Origin of the sequence: Rossellomorea arthrocnemi, from assembly GCF_904424705.1 — a bacterium.
GTDB lineage: Bacteria > Bacillota > Bacilli > Bacillales > Bacillaceae_B > Rossellomorea > Rossellomorea arthrocnemi.
On the sequence record NZ_CAJGBF010000031.1, the window covers coordinates 13,159 to 29,900 of the forward strand.

At 40.5% G+C, this 16,742-nt stretch carries 18 protein-coding genes and 2 pseudogenes; 15 read left to right on the plus strand and 5 right to left on the minus strand.

The annotated features are described in order from the left end of the window. Positions 1-59: 59 nt before the first annotated feature. The 6 genes and pseudogenes from BAA9072_RS22400 to lpdA all read left to right on the plus strand — a co-directional run bounded on the left by BAA9072_RS22400 (position 60) and on the right by lpdA (position 6,208). Positions 60-716, plus strand: coding sequence for a YkyA family protein (locus BAA9072_RS22400; RefSeq protein WP_230980975.1), 657 nt, complete (start codon positions 60-62; stop codon positions 714-716). A 468-nt stretch (positions 717-1,184) separates the two neighbouring features. Further along, positions 1,185-2,300: a pyruvate dehydrogenase (acetyl-transferring) E1 component subunit alpha gene (gene pdhA, locus BAA9072_RS22405; protein WP_201716795.1), complete on the plus strand. Its 1,116-nt coding sequence runs from the start codon at positions 1,185-1,187 to the stop codon at positions 2,298-2,300. A gap of 3 nt (positions 2,301-2,303) precedes the next feature. Then, positions 2,304-3,281 (plus strand): alpha-ketoacid dehydrogenase subunit beta, encoded by a 978-nt coding sequence (locus BAA9072_RS22410; RefSeq protein ID WP_034756039.1) that lies wholly within the window; start codon positions 2,304-2,306, stop codon positions 3,279-3,281. A 154-nt stretch (positions 3,282-3,435) separates the two neighbouring features. After that, positions 3,436-3,600 (plus strand): annotated as a pseudogene (locus tag BAA9072_RS24750) (biotin/lipoyl-containing protein); the annotation flags it as partial. A gap of 252 nt (positions 3,601-3,852) precedes the next feature. Beyond that, a pseudogene (locus BAA9072_RS22415) lies at positions 3,853-4,794 on the plus strand (2-oxo acid dehydrogenase subunit E2); the annotation flags it as partial. A gap of 4 nt (positions 4,795-4,798) precedes the next feature. Beyond that, the gene (gene lpdA, locus BAA9072_RS22420; protein ID WP_079531622.1) at positions 4,799-6,208 is read left to right on the plus strand and encodes a dihydrolipoyl dehydrogenase; all 1,410 of its coding nucleotides are present in this window, start codon (positions 4,799-4,801) and stop codon (positions 6,206-6,208) included. 103 nt (positions 6,209-6,311) lie between these two features. Here lpdA and BAA9072_RS22425 read toward each other — a convergent pair whose 3' ends face one another. Next, positions 6,312-6,704, minus strand: a complete 393-nt coding sequence (locus BAA9072_RS22425) for a hypothetical protein (protein WP_201716797.1) — start codon at positions 6,702-6,704, stop codon at positions 6,312-6,314. A 306-nt stretch (positions 6,705-7,010) separates the two neighbouring features. Between BAA9072_RS22425 and BAA9072_RS22430 the strand changes: the two genes are divergently transcribed. From BAA9072_RS22430 to BAA9072_RS22440, 3 genes are all read left to right on the plus strand, one after another. After that, positions 7,011-7,259 carry a hypothetical protein gene (locus BAA9072_RS22430; protein WP_201716798.1) on the plus strand — a complete coding sequence of 83 codons (249 nt, stop codon included), beginning with the start codon at positions 7,011-7,013 and terminating at the stop codon, positions 7,257-7,259. A gap of 65 nt (positions 7,260-7,324) precedes the next feature. After that, positions 7,325-8,167 (plus strand): polysaccharide deacetylase family protein, encoded by an 843-nt coding sequence (locus BAA9072_RS22435; protein ID WP_201716799.1) that lies wholly within the window; start codon positions 7,325-7,327, stop codon positions 8,165-8,167. A 229-nt stretch (positions 8,168-8,396) separates the two neighbouring features. Next, positions 8,397-8,516 carry a GapA-binding peptide SR1P gene (locus BAA9072_RS22440; RefSeq protein ID WP_079531615.1) on the plus strand — a complete coding sequence of 40 codons (120 nt, stop codon included), beginning with the start codon at positions 8,397-8,399 and terminating at the stop codon, positions 8,514-8,516. 95 nt (positions 8,517-8,611) lie between these two features. On the opposite strand, the gene BAA9072_RS22445 is transcribed toward BAA9072_RS22440, so the two are convergent. Then, positions 8,612-10,081 (minus strand): aminotransferase class I/II-fold pyridoxal phosphate-dependent enzyme, encoded by a 1,470-nt coding sequence (locus BAA9072_RS22445; RefSeq protein WP_201716800.1) that lies wholly within the window; start codon positions 10,079-10,081, stop codon positions 8,612-8,614. A gap of 492 nt (positions 10,082-10,573) precedes the next feature. Between BAA9072_RS22445 and BAA9072_RS22450 the strand changes: the two genes are divergently transcribed. Then, complete coding sequence (locus BAA9072_RS22450; protein WP_201716801.1) at positions 10,574-11,530, plus strand: NAD(P)H-dependent flavin oxidoreductase; 957 nt, start codon at positions 10,574-10,576, stop codon at positions 11,528-11,530. 28 nt (positions 11,531-11,558) lie between these two features. Then, positions 11,559-11,831, plus strand: coding sequence for a UPF0223 family protein (locus BAA9072_RS22455; RefSeq protein WP_201716802.1), 273 nt, complete (start codon positions 11,559-11,561; stop codon positions 11,829-11,831). Between the two features lie 61 nt (positions 11,832-11,892). On the opposite strand, the gene BAA9072_RS22460 is transcribed toward BAA9072_RS22455, so the two are convergent. After that, positions 11,893-12,513 (minus strand): YktB family protein, encoded by a 621-nt coding sequence (locus tag BAA9072_RS22460; RefSeq protein ID WP_201716803.1) that lies wholly within the window; start codon positions 12,511-12,513, stop codon positions 11,893-11,895. Between the two features lie 178 nt (positions 12,514-12,691). Here BAA9072_RS22460 and BAA9072_RS22465 point away from each other — a divergent pair, with 178 nt between their 5' ends. Beyond that, entirely contained in the window at positions 12,692-12,886 is a 195-nt protein-coding gene (locus BAA9072_RS22465; RefSeq protein ID WP_034756016.1) for a hypothetical protein, read from the plus strand. 214 nt (positions 12,887-13,100) lie between these two features. Then, on the plus strand, positions 13,101-13,898 hold the full coding sequence (locus BAA9072_RS22470; RefSeq protein WP_201716804.1) for an inositol monophosphatase family protein: 798 nt from the start codon (positions 13,101-13,103) through the stop codon (positions 13,896-13,898). Between the two features lie 48 nt (positions 13,899-13,946). On the opposite strand, the gene BAA9072_RS22475 is transcribed toward BAA9072_RS22470, so the two are convergent. Further along, positions 13,947-14,132 (minus strand): YlaF family protein, encoded by a 186-nt coding sequence (locus BAA9072_RS22475; protein WP_201716805.1) that lies wholly within the window; start codon positions 14,130-14,132, stop codon positions 13,947-13,949. A 295-nt stretch (positions 14,133-14,427) separates the two neighbouring features. On the opposite strand from BAA9072_RS22475, the gene typA reads away from it, so the two are divergent. Continuing rightward, the gene (gene typA / locus BAA9072_RS22480; protein ID WP_201716806.1) at positions 14,428-16,266 is read left to right on the plus strand and encodes a translational GTPase TypA; all 1,839 of its coding nucleotides are present in this window, start codon (positions 14,428-14,430) and stop codon (positions 16,264-16,266) included. A gap of 23 nt (positions 16,267-16,289) precedes the next feature. Beyond that, positions 16,290-16,598 (plus strand): YlaH-like family protein, encoded by a 309-nt coding sequence (locus tag BAA9072_RS22485; protein ID WP_113968356.1) that lies wholly within the window; start codon positions 16,290-16,292, stop codon positions 16,596-16,598. Between the two features lie 59 nt (positions 16,599-16,657). On the opposite strand, the gene BAA9072_RS24755 is transcribed toward BAA9072_RS22485, so the two are convergent. Continuing rightward, positions 16,658-16,738 (minus strand): hypothetical protein, encoded by an 81-nt coding sequence (locus BAA9072_RS24755; protein ID WP_408015236.1) that lies wholly within the window; start codon positions 16,736-16,738, stop codon positions 16,658-16,660. Between the last annotated feature and the right edge of the window lie 4 nt (positions 16,739-16,742).

Here is a 16,742-nt window from a genome sequence, read left to right on the forward strand (position 1 = left end):
TCAAAAGATGTAGACATAGATATAGTAGAAGGTGGTAAATAGTTAAGGGGGATCTGGTTGTGTCGAATTTTCGTTTTGCTTTCATTTTAGGAGCCGCCATTTTTTTATTAATGGGTTGTGTTGGTGGTTCTTCACCCGAGGAAAATTTGTATAATGTTCTTGAAGAAACCGTAGCCAAAGAAAGTCAATATGTTGAAGTTCAAAAGCCTCTTCAAGAGTCAGAAGAAAAGGAAAAAGAGATTTATACGAAAATCATGGATCTTGGAATGAAAGAGTTTGACCAAATTGTAAAGCTTTCGGATGAAGCACTGGACAACATCGCTAAGAGAAAAGAGTATATTGAAAAAGAACGTGAATCCATGAGTGAAGCCAAGAAAGAGTTTGCAAAGGCAGACGAATATGTGGATAAGTTAGAAAGTGAAGACCTAAAAAAAGAAGCAGAAGAGCTGAACAAAACGATGGAAGAACGTTATAACCTCCATGAACAGCTTACAACTTCTTATTTAAAGGCACTGTCTCTTGATAAGGAACTATATACTATGTTCAAAAAAGAAGACCTCACAATGGAAGAATTGGAGAAACAAATCGCTTCCATTAATGAACAATACGAGAAAATAGTGAAGTTCAATGAGGAGTACAATAAGAAGACAGATGAATTCAACAAACAAAAACAAAAATTTTACTCTAATGCAGAGCTTGATGTCAAAGAGTCTTAATAAACAGGTACTTAAAAGATGAAGGAGGGTATATAGCCATCCTTCATCTTTTTTTTGAGATTGATTGTGTGTCGGGTTCATTACTCTATAACAGATGAGTTCCTGTTGTGTGTTTTTATATAACAGTGTGCATTTATCTATTGATACAGTTTTGAAAATAAATGGTAGAAAATATTTTAAGGAATAGTAAGAAACATGAATTTGTAATACTTTGTCGTTGACTAACTGAATTTTAATATTGTAAACTAGGATAGGTATTCATGAATTGTATTAGTCGATATAGAATTTCGACTGATACAGATAAACTCGAATGTAATTTCGGGTTTTCTTTCTTGGTATTTGTGGAAAACTATTAATAGTGTGTGTTAATCCGCAAGTATTGTGGTAGGTCATACTAAATTTGGGTAATCTAAACGATGTATGTAAAAAAACCAAAATAAATGTATAAAGAAAGGATAGGTGACTTCGATGGCTTCTAAATCAAAGAAGGCACAATTCGATGCAGTTAAGACGCTCGAGCAAATTGAAGACAAGTTTGAAATGTTCCAAATTTTGAACGAAGAAGGCGAAGTAGTAAACGAAGACGCTATGCCGGAGATCTCTGATGAGGATCTTCAGGAATTAATGCGCCGTATGGTTTATACTCGTATTCTTGATCAAAGATCAATCTCACTGAACCGTCAAGGACGTTTAGGTTTCTATGCACCAACAGCAGGGCAGGAGGCATCTCAGATCGCTTCTCACTTCGCACTTGAGAAGGAAGACTGGATCCTTCCTGGATACCGTGATGTTCCTCAAATCATTTGGCACGGGCTTCCATTAGCTAAAGCATTCTTATTCTCACGTGGACACTTCAAAGGTAATCAGGCTCCTGAAGGTGTAAATGTATTATCACCACAAATCATCATCGGTGCACAATACATTCAAACTGCAGGAGTGGCACTTGGCCTTAAGAAGCGTGGTAAGAAAGCTGTTGCCGTTACGTATACTGGAGACGGTGGATCTTCACAAGGTGATTTCTATGAAGGAATCAACTTTGCAGGTTCTTATGCAGCTCCTGCGATTTTCGTTGTACAAAACAACCAATTTGCAATCTCCACTCCTCGTGATAAGCAAACAGCAGGACGTACGATTGCTCAAAAAGCGGTTGCTGCAGGTATCCCTGGTATCTTAGTTGATGGTATGGATCCGTTAGCGGTTTATTCTGCTACTTTAGAAGCCCGTAACCGTGCAGTAAATGGTGAAGGTCCTTCACTGATTGAAACACTTTGCTATCGCTATGGTCCACATACAATGGCTGGTGATGACCCGACGCGTTACCGTACTTCAGAAATGGATACGGATTGGGAAAAGAAAGATCCACTAGTGCGTTTCCGTAAATTCCTTGAAGGTAAAGGATTATGGAGTGAAGAGAAAGAGAACGAAGTAATCGAAGAAGCGAAAGAAGATATCAAAAAAGCGATCAAGGAAGCAGATGGAGCTCCAAAACAAAAAGTGACTGACTTCATCAACAATATGTATGAAGAACTTCCTTATAACTTAAAAGAACAATTAGAAATCTACAAAGAAAAGGAGTCGAAATAAGCCATGGCGCAAATGACAATGATTCAAGCGATCACTGATGCACTGCGCACAGAACTACGCAACAACGAAGACGTTTTAGTTTTTGGTGAAGACGTAGGTCTTAACGGTGGTGTATTCCGTGCAACGGAAGGACTTCAGAAAGAATTCGGTGAAGACCGTGTATTCGATACTCCACTAGCAGAATCAGGAATCGGTGGTTTAGCAATCGGTTTAGCATTAGAAGGGTACCGTCCAGTACCGGAAATCCAATTCTTCGGTTTCGTATACGAAGTAATGGATTCAGTAAGCGGACAAATGGCACGTATGCGTTACCGTTCAGGTGGTACGTATACTTCACCAATCACAATCCGTTCCCCATTCGGTGGTGGAGTACATACTCCAGAACTTCATGCGGACAGCTTAGAAGGTTTGATGGCTCAACAACCAGGTCTTAAAGTGGTCATTCCATCAACTCCTTATGACGCGAAAGGTCTATTGATTTCATCCATCCGTGATAATGACCCTGTCATTTTCTTGGAGCATATGAAGTTATACCGTTCATTCCGTCAAGAGGTTCCTGAAGAGGAATATACAATTGAACTAGGTAAAGCAGATGTGAAACGTGAAGGTACAGACCTTACGATCATCTCTTACGGAGCTATGGTACACGAATCATTAAAAGCGGCTGATGAGCTTGAAAAAGAAGGTCATTCAGTTGAAGTAATCGATTTACGTACTGTAAGTCCATTGGACATTGACACAATCATGGCATCTGTTGAGAAAACAAACCGAGCCATCGTGGTTCAAGAAGCTCAAAAGCAAGCAGGAATCGCAGCGAACGTCGTTGCCGAAATCAATGACCGTGCGATCCTTAGCCTGGAAGCACCAGTTCTTCGTGTAGCGGCACCGGATACAGTATTCTCTTTCTCTCAAGCAGAGCCTATCTGGTTACCAAACCACAAAGACGTTATCGAGACAGCGAAAAAAGTACTAAACTTCTAATGGGAAGGGGCGGAATAAGCCCTCCCAAGATACTCAAATGAAAACAGAAGGGCATTCCACCCTTCTCTTTTCCAATTATAGATATTAGAACTAGAGACAGATAGAACCATTACATTCATCTATTAATCATTATTCAATACAGGAGGTCGAGTCCATGTCATTCGAATTCAAATTACCAGACATTGGTGAAGGTATTCATGAAGGTGAAATCGTCAAATGGTTTGTAAAACCGGGCGATAAAGTGGAAGAAGACGATGTACTATGTGAAGTGCAAAATGATAAAGCCGTTGTTGAGATTCCTTCTCCGGTTGCAGGAACCGTTGAAGAACTTCTTGTTGACGAAGGTACAGTAGCCGTTGTAGGCGATACTCTTATCAAGTTCGATGCACCTGGTTATGAAGACCTGCAGTTCAAGGGCGGAGAAGAAGACAAGAAAGAAACCAAAGCTGAAGAGAAAACAGAAGGTCAAGTTCAAGCAACTGCTGAACAAGGTCAAGATGTTAAGAAAGATGCATCTCCTGAAGCTGTTGAAGAGAAATCTGAAACTTCCAGTCAAGCTGCTGATGTAGATGTTGACCCTAATAAGCGTGTGATCGCAATGCCTTCTGTTCGTAAATACGCTAGAGAAAACGGTGTTGAAATTCGCCAAGTATCCGGTTCTGGTAAAAATGGACGTGTCCTGAAAGAAGATATTGACGCATTCTTAAGCGGAGACCGAAAGCCTGCCGAGTCGACAGAAGAAGCGAAAACAAAAGAAAAAGCGCCAGAAACAGAGTCTAAAGCATCTGCACCTAAGGCTCCTGAGGGTGAATATCCAGAGACGCGTGAGAAAATGAGCGGAATGCGTAAAGCGATCGCGAAAGCAATGGTAAACTCTAAGCATACGGCTCCTCATGTAACATTGATGGATGAAATCGACGTTACGAAACTTTGGGCCCACCGCAAGAAGTTCAAAGAAGTTGCAGCTGAAAAAGGTGTGAAATTAACGTTCTTACCTTACATCGTTAAAGCGTTAACCAGTGCTTTACGCGAGTATCCTGCTCTAAACACTTCAATTGACGATGCGACAAGCGAAATCGTTCAGAAGCATTATTACAACATCGGTATCGCTGCTGATACTGACAAAGGTCTATTAGTACCGGTTGTGAAAAATGCAGATCGTAAGTCCATGTTCTCGATTTCAAATGAAATCAACGAACTGGCTGGAAAAGCACGTGACGGTAAACTTTCAGGCGATGAAATGAAAGGTGCATCATGCACAATCACGAATATTGGTTCTGCCGGTGGACAATGGTTCACCCCGGTCATCAACCATCCGGAGGTTGCGATCCTTGGTGTTGGACGCATTGCAGAAAAACCTGTCGTTAAAAATGGTGAAATTGTAGCGGCACCTGTGTTAGCATTATCATTGAGCTTCGATCACCGCATGATCGACGGAGCTACTGCTCAACATGCACTTAACCATATCAAGCGTTTGTTGAACGATCCAGAATTATTATTAATGGAGGCGTAATACAATGGTAGTAGGAGATTTCCCAATCGAAACAGATACAATCGTAGTCGGTTCAGGTCCCGGAGGATATGTTGCTGCAATCCGTGCAGCTCAACTTGGGCAAAAAGTAACAATCATCGAAAAAGAAAACATGGGTGGAGTATGCTTAAACGTTGGCTGTATCCCATCTAAAGCTCTTATTACAGCAGGTCACCGTTTTCATCAGGCCAAGCATTCTGATGACATGGGGATCGTTGCTGAAAACGTAAAAGTGAATTTCGATAAAGTTCAAGAGTGGAAAGCTGGAGTTGTGAAGAAATTAACCGGCGGTGTGGAAGGACTTCTTAAAGGAAATAAAGCTGAAATCGTTCGCGGAGAAGCTTACCTTGTAGATGCTAATACACTTCGTGTAATGGATGACAATTCAGCTCAAACATACAAGTTCAACAACTTGATCCTTGCAACTGGTTCACGTCCGATTGAAATCCCAAGCTTCAAATTTTCTAAACGCGTACTTGATTCTACAGGCGCACTTGCTCTAGAAGAAATTCCAAGCAAGCTTGTTGTAATCGGTGGAGGTTATATCGGAACCGAGCTTGGTACTGCTTATGCCAATCTTGGATCAGAAGTAACGATCTTAGAAGGTGCTGACGATATCCTTAGCGGATTCGAAAAGCAAATGACATCGGTCGTGAAAAAAGAGCTCAAGAAAAAAGGCGTTGAGGTTGTAACGAAAGCAATGGCTAAAGGCGTTGAAGAAAGTGACAGCGGAGTCGTAGTTAAATATGAAGTGAAGGGCGAAGAGAAATCGGTTGAAGCTGATTACGTTCTAGTAACAGTTGGCCGTCGTCCAAACACAGATGAAATCGGTCTTGAAGAAGTTGGAATCGAGATGACAGACCGCGGAGTTATCAAAATTGATAAGCAATGCCGCACGAACATCCCGAACATCTTCGCCATCGGTGATATCGTTGATGGACCACCACTTGCTCACAAAGCTTCTTACGAAGGTAAAATTGCTGCTGAGGTTATCTCTGGTGAACCGGCAGAAATCGACTACCTCGGTATTCCAGCTGTCTGCTTCACAGATCCTGAACTGGCAACAGTGGGTTATTCTGAAGCGGAAGCGAAAGAGGAAGGCATCGAAGTAACAGCTGCTAAATTCCCATTCGCTGCGAATGGCCGTGCTTTAGCTCTTAATGCAAGTGATGGTTTCATGAAGCTTGTTACTCGTAAAGAAGACGGATTAATTATCGGAGCTCAAATTGTTGGTTCTGGTGCATCAGACATGATTGCCGAATTAGGACTTGCAATCGAATCCGGAATGACTGCCGAAGATGTTGCGATGACGATTCATGCTCATCCAACGTTAGGTGAGATTTCCATGGAAGCAGCAGAAGTTGCGATGGGAAGCCCAATACACATTATTAAATAATCGCCATGACGAAAGGATGATTCCGTATCGGGATCATCCTTTCTGTATATGGCATGAAAAATGGGATCGAAGCCTCCAATGCTTCGATCCCATTTTTCATCAGTTATTGTTTCCAGGATTTAATTATTCTGGAAACAGGCTTGACAATGTTTTCTTTCGTATTATATCCTTCCACTTTGCATATGACCTGATTGTTTTCTACTACTACAATAGCTGGAGAAGTAGGTGGAGTATCCGCGATCTTATTTTTTGCTTTTGTGTTTACACTAACAACTTTTAACTGCTTAAAGTGATGGGGGTACTGTTTTTTTAGTTCAATGATGGCATCATAGTAGGGTATTTCTCTGGAAACATTCCTCTCATCCGTAAAAAAGATAACCTGTTTATCTATAAACTGATCCTGTGCCAAAACTACCTTATTTGAAGTGATATCATTACACGAAGTCAAAAGTAACATAGTGGAAGTTAGTATAACAAAAGTTAGTATATGTTTCACACATCATCCTCTTTTCTTAAACGATGCTATGAACGTGGAGTTTGAAATTTGTAAATTAATGACTTTTTAACTGATCTTACGTCACATTTTATCATAGGGAAAAATGAAAAAGAGCCAAGTCATTAAAATGTTACAAAAATGAAAAGACATACATAATGAAAGTCATCTTAAAAGAATATACTATGATCATACAATGATTTGCGTGAATCCTTAAATAAATGTAGGATACTATAGGTTTTAAAATCATAGGACGGGTAAAAGAAAAGCAAGGCTAATGTAAATAATCTGTTAAAGGATGTTATGGTCATGAAACCGTATGTTGCTTTTTTGGTTCAGATGATTTTATGGAGTGTGTTTTCAATAGCTGAATGGATATCTGAGAAGGATCATTTAGAGTATAAATGGATTATGTTTGTCCTGTTTTTTTACCTTGCCTTTATGGCTGCTAAAAAGATCGTACAATCAAGGAAACTTACATTATTTATTACTTCATTTAGTTTGACGTGCTTTTTTGTCTTCAAAATCGCATTTGAAAATATGATGGAAATATTTTAAATCTTTCCCAGATTCTTTTTCAAATATGTTAAAATATTCAAAGTGAACAGGGAAAGGTGAGAGACATGAAAAAGATTTTAGCATCCGGATTAACCCTCCTACTATTAACTGCTTGCGGCAGCGAACAAACGGGCACCAGCCAGGAAACGAAGAAATCTGATCAGACCGAAGTAAAAGATGAGGGTCAGAAGACAAGTGAAAGTCCGAAGACTGAAGAGAAAAAAAGTGACACGGATGAGAAGGTAGAACCTTCAAAAGAAGTGGTTCAAACAAAGGACTATAAGATCAATCAGGCAAATTGGAGCATCGAACCAATTGGTAATGCCAATCCTAAAGTGGTACTACTGACGATTGATGATGCACCTGATCAACATGCTCTCCAAATGGCCAAAGACCTGAAAGCATTGAATGCACCTGCCATCTTCTTTGTAAATGGTCATTTCCTCGATACACCAGAGGAAAAGGAAACGTTAAAAAAGATACATGATATGGGATTCATGATTGGAAATCATACGTACAGTCACAGTAGCTTGAGAGATCTTTCATCGGAAAAGCAAAAAGAGGAAATCCTTTCTGTCAGTGATCTTGTTGAATCCATAACAGGAGAAAAGCCGAAATTTTTCAGGGCGCCATTCGGACAGAACACAGATTACAGCCGGCAGCTTGCGGCAGAAGAAAAAATGTCCTTGATGAACTGGACATACGGTTATGATTGGGAAAAACAATATCAAAGCAAAGCAGCCATCACGGATATCATGGTAAACAGTCCATTTCTGAATAACGGAGCAAACCTCCTCATGCACGACCGTACATGGACAAGTGAAGCATTGACAGACATAGTGAAGGGGCTTCGTGCTAAGGGATATGAAACACTTGATCCAAACCGAATAATAACAATTGAATCATGATCAGCGCTGCATAGGTGAACTCCTTCACCTATGCAGTTTTTTTATTGACTTTATCATATTTATGATAACCCTTACATACTATTTTTATCATTAATAGTATGATTGATTATGAGGATGAAAAGTTAAATATGTTATACAATTTAGGCTTGAAATTTTAAATGTGTTATATTATTATAGAAGCAGATAAGATAAAGCGTTTACAAAAACATCGTGAAGGAGAGGAAAAAAGATGGGAACAATTGTATGTCAATCATGCCTTAGTACTATTGAGCATTATGAAGATGAGAAGGTTTCTGTTTTATTCTCTAACTGCTGTGACTGCAACGACGATAAAGAATTAGATGATTAATGCCTGTTTAGGGGAGTGGGGATTAGTAGCGTCTTAAGGGGTTCTTATAAATAAAAAGGATGAAGAAGGGCTGACCTTCTTCATCCTTTTTTTGTTCATCGTATAGCCCGATGCTCTTTGATGACTCTTAAGTGGCGTAAATCATAATCTTCAGGTCCTTGGACAGGAAGGCCAGCTTCGATATTCGTTTTGATATAATGGATGTTTTCCTGAGTGATGATTTCACCTGGAATGAAAATCGGAATTCCAGGAGGATAGACCATGATAAACTCTGCAATGGTTCTTCCAACGGATTCATCTATCGGAATGACTTCAGTATCAGCATAAAAAGCGTCCCTCGGTGTAATGGACAGTACAGGTATATCTGGCAGCATCACTTTAACTGGAGCCATCTCCCCCTGATTCTTAAGGCTTGTAACCAGCTCTTTTAATGCTGAAACCAATTGATTCCCTTCACGTTTCGTGTCACCTGGTGTGATGATACAAAGAATATTGTATAGGTCAGACATTTCAACCTCGATATTATGGGCTTCTCTTAACCACTTCTCAGCATCAAACCCACTGATTCCCAGATCTTTCACTGATACAATCAGCTTTGTCGGATCATAAGCATAAGTGGCCTTCGTTCCGAGGATTTCTTCACCAACACAGTATAGACCATCGACTTCATTGATTTGCCCCCTGATATCTTGTGAGAGTTCAATCGTTTTGGTGATGAGCTCACGTCCTTCAGTAGCAAGTCGTTTTCTTGCAACATCCAGGGAGGCAAGTAGTAAGTAAGAAGTCGAAGTCGTCGTCAGCATACTCATTATGGTTTGTACTCGTTTAGCAGAAACTAGTCCTTCTTTCATATTAAGAACAGAACTTTGTGTCATGGAACCCCCGAGCTTATGAACGCTGGTAGCTGCTAAATCAGCACCTGCCTGCATAGCGGAAAGGGGAAGGTCATCATGGAAATGGATATGAACACCATGGGCTTCATCGACAAGTACAGGTACCTGGTAAGAATGAGCGATTTCTACGATTTTCTTTAAGTCTGCTGAAATCCCGAAATAGGTAGGATTGATGACAAGTACACCTTTGGCATCAGGGTTTTGTTCCAATGCTTTTGCAACCGCGTCTGTTGTGATCCCGTGAGAGATCCCAAGATCTTCATCAATATCCGGATGAATAAAGATAGGTGTTGCTCCAGAGAAAACAATCGCAGACATAACAGATTTATGGACGTTTCTCGGAACTATGATCTTGTCTCCAGGACCACATACACTCATGACCATCGTCATGATCGCTCCGCTTGTCCCTTGAACAGAGAAGAAGGTATGATCGGCACCAAAAGCCTCGGCAGCCAGATCCTGGGCTTCTTTGATCATTCCCTTGGGCTGATGCAGATCATCTAAAGGACCAATATTTATCAAATCAATAGATAAAGCATTCTCTCCGATAAATTCCTTAAATGCAGGATCCATACCTGCACCCTTCTTATGGCCGGGAATATGGAACTGTACAGGATTTTTTTTACTATGCTCAATTAGGCCGGTAAACAACGGCGTTTCATTTTGTGACAATTCATTCAACACCTCTTTATATTCTTCATAGCACAATAAACCAACATGGATGCTAAAGATATTATTATATAAGATTCAGACCACTATTTCATACATTTTCGTACAATATTTTCAACAAACAAAAGAATTATAGCACTTAAGAAAATCTTTGCATAGAGACATACGCCTATCATTACATATTTTGTCTATCATGGCACCAACTAAAGATGAGATCTCAATGATTATGGCTCATTTCCGTCAGGGGGTAAAGAACCCTCCGGTCCAAGCGATCTTGTTCTGGAGGGTTCTGTACTGACGACCTTTCAGCGAAGCTAAAAAGGCGGGTGAAACGTATGTTTCACCCGGATGAGTCAAAAATCTCCCCTGCTTACTATTTGAACGATAAATACTCTTACAAGTAAGACTGACCTTATCTCCTTTTGATTATACAACCAAAAAGAAAAGGATTTCCCCCTTTCCATCGAGAATAGAGGAATGAAAGGAGGGATTCTTATGAATTGGAAAACGAGGGTAACAGAGTTATTAAACATTCAATATCCAATTATACAAGGGGGATTGGCTCACCTGGCATATGCAGAACTGGCTGCGGCAGTGTCTAATGCAGGTGGACTTGGCCAGATCACTGCGATGTCACTGGACAATCCTGAACAGTTGCGTAAAGAAATCGTAAAGGTAAAAACTTTAACAGATAAACCATTTGGAGTGAACTTTGCCATTGGTCAACATGGACGTCCTTTTAGCGAGTTTGTGGACATTGCCATAGAAGAGAACGTACCAGTCATTTCGGTCACAGGAGGAAATCCGACACCCCTGTTTCATCAACTTAAAGGAAAGAGTATTGTTACGCTTGTATTAGTCGCCTCAAAACGACAAGCGGTGAAAGCTGAAGAGCTCGGTGCAGATGCCGTCATGGTCGTTGGACAGGAAGGTGGGGGGCACCTCGGGAAAGATGATATCGGTACATTCGTCTTGATTCCGAGAGTGGTGGACGCTGTTTCCATCCCCGTCATTGCATCAGGAGGCGTGGGAGACGGACGTGGTTTAATGGCGGCACTCAGCTTCGGGGCAGAAGGAGTCGAAATGGGGACAAGATTTATAGCCACAGAAGAGTGTGTCCATGCTTCTGACATGTATAAGCGTGCCTTGATTGAGGGGGAAGAGAGTGGTACAGTAGTCATCAAACGATCTTTAGGGGCCCCTGCAAGAGCCATATCCAACTCCTGGACTAATCAGATACTGGAAGCCGAAACACTGAAACGGGGATATGAAGGGATAAAATCATACATAAGCGGCGAAGCCAATAAACGATATATCTATGAAGGTGAAGTAGACGGGGGCTTTGCATGGGCAGGACAAGTGATGGGATTGATACATGACATCCCTTCGGTTAAAGATCTCATTGATCGAATGATCTCGCAAGGTGAAGACATTAGAAAGAAGTGGAAATAACTTATCGTCAAAGGAGTTGTTGTACAAAATGGAATATCAGTACCCGTTCGATATCGACTGGTCAACAGAAGAGGTTATTGATGTGGTTGCCTTTTTCGAAGTGATTGAAAAGGCGTACGAAAAAGGGGTTTCAAGACAGGACCTGATGAATCGATATAAGCGATTTAAAGAAATCGTCCCCGGGAAAGCAGAAGAGAAGCGAATCTGCAATGAATTTGAAGAATCCAGCGGCTATTCCTCTTATCGTGTAGTGAAGAAAATGAAAGAACTACAGGATGCTGACAAAATATCGATGAATTAAAAAGAACGACTGCCACTTCTGGCAGTCGTTCTTTCTTCATTATTCCCTACAGTTATATGGTTTAGTTCATTTTATAAAGGGGTAAAAGTGTTTCAAAGGCACTTTCAACTTCCTGGATCAATTCATTTCCATTAAGTTTAATGGCTGTGTCCCGATCTAAATGAAGCCCGCAAAGAAGTTCAGCCTTTTTTACTTTTTGAACCCTTTTACTCAAAGCAATGAATTCATCTTGTGACAGAGAAGAGAATGGTGTAGCATCTGGTTTTGTGTGATCTCCTGACCAAACAAAATGACCAGGTATCAAGGTTCTGATCTTATCTGCCTTTTCTTCAATTTTTTTTCCGAATTCCGCTTTGCCTGGAGCCTCATAGATCATTGCAAACCAAATAAATACATGGGTTTCCCATAATCCGATTTGGAAATGAGGATGTTTTTTATATCCGCGTTTGTTATTTGCAAATGCAACCCAGGTATCATCTGGAGGATTTACCGAGCGTCTTGCGTGTTTTGCAACGTGAAAAAACATCTCATCACCGGTCAAAGTGCTAAGAGTGGGGGCGAAATGTTCACCCAGATAGTCCAGTTTAGGTCTGATCTGTTCTTGGATGGCAGTCATTCGCGCGTCGAGCCCGCCAATCTTAAAAACATTGAAATCTTCTTTTTTAAAACCGTTAAATGTCATGTTGTAGCCTCCTTATTTCCAACAATATCTTACCATAAAGGGATACAAGCTTGTAACCAATTGATTTATCCATGGGTGTCTGCACATTTTAGTTACAACATGAGAGGATTTTTCATAACATGTAGTAAATATTATCAGAACAATCAGATAAATTAAAACTCGGAAGGGGTGTATGGCCATGAAACAAGTAATGAACACTTCTAAAAAACGCGATGTACAACAGCAGAGAATGAATGTATTGAGACTTGAAATGGATTATGAATTAGCCGTATTATTTGAAGCAATTCAAACGAAGAATACAGAAACCCAGACCAAGTCCAAACAGAAACTTATGAGTATCAGGGAAGAGCTTATGAAGATGAAGGCACTATAAAGCTTTAATCCTTAAAACGATGTAAACTATGCTGATAACAAAATCTACTTTTGAACGCGAGCTCATAGTGGTTGGAGAGTTCGCTTTTTTATGGGGAAAATGATGGAGTCTCTTCTCTTGAACGAAAAGGATCTAGGAGTTAAGATTATCTGAATAGACCATATTAGTAATGACTATACTGATTTTCGTCATGCACATTGGAGGCTGAGAATAAATGACAAATTGGACTGAATTAGATCAAAATGTTAGATCGTGGATACACGAGGCCGGCGAGAGGATTCGTCAGTCATTTAAAACCGAACTGAATATCAAAACGAAGTCGAATCGAAATGATCTGGTCACCGATATGGATGAAGCGACAGAGCGTTACTTTACAGAAAACATTCGCACTACCTACCCCGATCATCAAATCATGGGTGAAGAAGGGTATGGCGATGATTTTACAGAATTATCGGGAATCACCTGGATTATCGATCCAATCGATGGGACGATGAATTTTGTCCATCAACAGCGGAACTTCGCTATCTCCATCGGGATTTACGATGGAGCAGAGGGGAAATTAGGATACATATATGATGTGGTTCATGATGAGCTTTACTTTGCAAGTAAAGGAAAGGGAGTCTACATGAACGATGTACAGCTACCGAAGCTGGATACGGTTTCTATTCAAGACGCGATTGTGGCATTGAATGCATTATGGGTAACGGAGAATAAACGAATCGATTCTTCCATTCTTGCTCCTCTTGTTCAGGATGTGAGAGGGACGCGTTCCTACGGATCAGCAGCTATGGAACTTGCCTACGTGGCTTCGGGAAGGCTTGATGCATATTTAACGATGCGACTTGCCCCTTGGGATTTTGCCGCCGGAAAGATTATGATCGAAGAGCTTGGTGGAGTTGTCACAGACCTTGAGGGGAATCCTTTGAATCCATTAAGCAAAAGTTCGGTCTTTGTCGGTAAGCCCGGTCTGCATGAAACGATCTTGACTGATTATCTTCACAGGAATAAATAAAAAGGGGTGGGAGCTATTGAAAAGACAGCTCCCACTCCTTTTTCTATACTACAATTTTCCTTCTTCTCTGTATTTCTTCTTTGTCTTAAAACCGAAACCCATCACAATGAATAAACAAATGATGCTTGCCGCTGCAAGCAATATACTTTGTAAGCTGATGGAAATCGCTATTCCCATCAACGATACGGCCGCTAATATGGAAAAAAGTACAAAAATCCATTTTATATTTACCATCCTGTAACCCCCAATAAAAAATGAAAAGAAATGATATATGACTAAACAGATAGTCTTCACAGCTTGTGTTATGCTGCTTCTATTAAATTTTACCTATCAATTCCATAATGCGCAATGGGTAAAGGTTACAAAGAAGAAGAACGTGTTAAAGAATCGAGGAAACTTTTAGCAGGAATGAAAGGAGGAGGAGAAATATTTATTAGGGCTTTTGTCAATGCTGTGATATAATGGTCTAGTTGAACTGAAAAATATTATCTTTACACTATAAAGAAATCCAATATTCAGGAGTGGAAATATGAAATTAAGAAATGATCTTAGAAATATTGCTATTATTGCTCACGTTGACCACGGTAAAACGACTTTGGTAGATGAGCTATTAAAGCAATCCGGAATCTTCCGCGAGAATGAAACAGTTTCAGAACGTGCGATGGATTCAAATGATCTGGAAAGAGAACGCGGTATTACAATCTTAGCAAAAAATACGGCGATTCAATATAAAGATTCCCGAATCAACATTCTTGATACACCGGGGCATGCTGATTTTGGCGGAGAAGTAGAACGAATCATGAAAATGGTAGATGGTGTTTTACTTGTAGTAGATGCGTATGAAGGTTGTATGCCACAGACTCGATTCGTTCTTAAGAAAGCACTGGAGCAAAACCTAACACCGATCGTGGTTGTAAACAAAATTGATAAACCTTCAGCACGTCCTGAAGAAGTAATCGATGAAGTATTGGAATTATTTATCGAACTGGATGCAAATGATGAGCAGCTTGAATTCCCGGTTGTTTATGCTTCTGCCATTAATGGTACAGCAAGTACAGATCCGGATCCTGAAAAACAGGATGAAAACATGCAGTGCTTATATGATTCCATCATTGAGCATATCCCGGCACCAGTCGATAACTCTGAAGATCCACTTCAATTCCAGGTTGCACTACTTGATTACAATGACTACGTCGGTCGTATCGGAATCGGCCGTGTATTCAGAGGAACAATGAAAGTTGGTCAGCAGGTAGCGTTAATGAAACTTGACGGAACCGTTAAACAATTCCGTGTAACGAAAATCTTCGGTTTCTTCGGATTAAAGCGTGAAGAAATCCAGGAAGCAAAAGCCGGTGATTTAATTGCTGTATCCGGAATGGAAGATATAAATGTTGGTGAAACGGTTTGTCCGGTTGAGCATCAGGATCAACTTCCGGTTCTTCGTATTGATGAGCCTACACTACAAATGACGTTCCTTGTAAATAACAGCCCATTTGCAGGTAGAGAAGGTAAATATGTCACTTCAAGGAAAATTGAAGAGCGTTTACTGGCTCAACTGCAAACTGATGTAAGTTTACGTGTGGAACCAACAGACTCACCGGATGCATGGACAGTTTCCGGTCGCGGAGAGCTACATCTTTCCATCTTGATTGAGAACATGCGTCGTGAAGGGTACGAATTACAAGTATCCAAACCACAAGTCATCATTAAAGAAGTCGATGGCGTGAAGAGCGAGCCTGTAGAACGTGTTCAAATTGATATTCCTGAAGAATATATGGGTGGGGTAATTGAATCACTTGGTCAACGTAAAGGCGAAATGCTGGATATGGTAAACAACGGAAACGGACAGGTCCGTTTAATGTTTATGGTTCCTGCCCGTGGATTAATCGGATATTCAACAGAGTTTATGACTCTTACCCGTGGATATGGCATCATCAACCACACATTTGAAGGCTATCAGCCACTTCAAAAAGGCCGTGTAGGCGGACGTCGTCAAGGTGTTCTCGTTTCCATGGAAACAGGTAAAGCGTCTCAATACGGAATCATGCAAGTAGAAGATCGCGGTATTATCTTCGTTGAATCAGGGACAGAAATTTACGGTGGAATGATTGTCGGGGAACATACGAGAGAAAATGATATTACGGTAAATATCACAAAGTTGAAACAAGCGACTAACGTACGTTCTGCAAATAAGGATCAAACTGTGACTATTAAAAAAGCAAGAATCATGACATTAGAAGAATCCTTGGAATATTTAAATGATGACGAATATTGTGAAGTAACACCTGAATCAATCCGTCTTCGTAAAAAAATCCTTGATAAGAATGAGCGTGAAAGAGCAGAAAAGAAAAATAAGGTTACTCAATAAACTAAGTGAAGGGGGAGTAGGAAATGGATGTAACAGAGCGTTTGTCCTTTTTCGCATCCCTTTACCGTGTAGATCAAAATGCGGAAATGGGTATGTGGTTGCTATATATAACCATTGTCGGTCTCTCAATCTTAGTTTATAAGCTCGGTTTTGCGAAGAAGCTGCCAGTCATGAAATCGATCCTGATTTATTCTTTTCTCATTCTTGGATGTACGGTTTTGACATTTCTCGGCATCTTCCTGCCTGTGGCAGAAGGGTTGGTCGTAGCGGCTCTAATCCTGGTGATTTACAAGATCCGACTGACAAACGAAAAGAAAAAAGGCACGTTTTAAATTAAAAAGGCTGAAGTCTAGACTGACATAGCGATTTGAGACACATATAAAACACCTCTTTAGGCTGCTTGCGCCCCAAATTCTTTGGGCGTCAGGTAGCCTAATTTTTCTAGGATACGGTCTTGGTTGTAATAGCGCACGTAT